The sequence below is a fragment of the Sulfitobacter sediminilitoris genome (assembly GCF_010667575.1).
In the GTDB taxonomy this organism is placed as follows: Bacteria; Pseudomonadota; Alphaproteobacteria; order Rhodobacterales; family Rhodobacteraceae; genus Sulfitobacter; species Sulfitobacter sediminilitoris.
The window spans coordinates 1-530 of the sequence record NZ_JAABNT010000098.1 but is presented as its reverse complement, the minus strand read 5'-3'; the positions used below and the strand labels follow the sequence as shown (position 1 = coordinate 530).

The window sequence follows — 530 nt, the reverse complement described above, 5'->3', positions numbered from 1 at the left end:
ACTCCGCGAATGACATTTTGGCCGATCAGCTCCCGGACGCCATCAGGAAGCGGCAATGCTGACTTCGTAGAGAACCAGGTCCCCGAATGACCGAGAAACCCGCGCTTGACACTTACGCAAACAGAGAACCGGTTTCCGCCGATTTTGTTGAAAAACTCGAAAATTCGACCGCCAAATTCTTCCGCCAAAATCTATTGAATCACCCAAGTCCGCGCGGAACGGTCAGTGTAAGCCGTGAGGACCTTTCACATTGCCAAGTCAGCGTTTCGACCGCCCCCCTCGTCGGATTTTCCGGCAGGCTTTCTATGGGTCACTTTTTTAGCAGTTTTGCCAAAATAGGAGTTTTTCAACACAATCCGCCGATCGCGTCTTTCACGCGATCGGCGGAAAGCGGAAGTTCGCTGCTAGGGCCTGTGGACATTTAGGATTCCCATTTGGCCCGATTTCTGATTCAAGCTTCCAAAATGGAGGTTTGAATGAACGAGCAGCGATTTGTGGTGTCGGACGTCTTGTGGCAGCGGCTTGAGCCG

General features: G+C 52.3%; 1 protein-coding gene. It reads right to left on the bottom strand.

Annotated elements, in window-relative coordinates; translation table 11 throughout:
* Window positions 1-188 (bottom strand): hypothetical protein (locus tag GV827_RS23505; RefSeq protein ID WP_204326073.1); only part of this gene is annotated, 188 nt, incomplete at its 3' end.
* Between the last annotated feature and the right edge of the window lie 342 nt (window positions 189-530).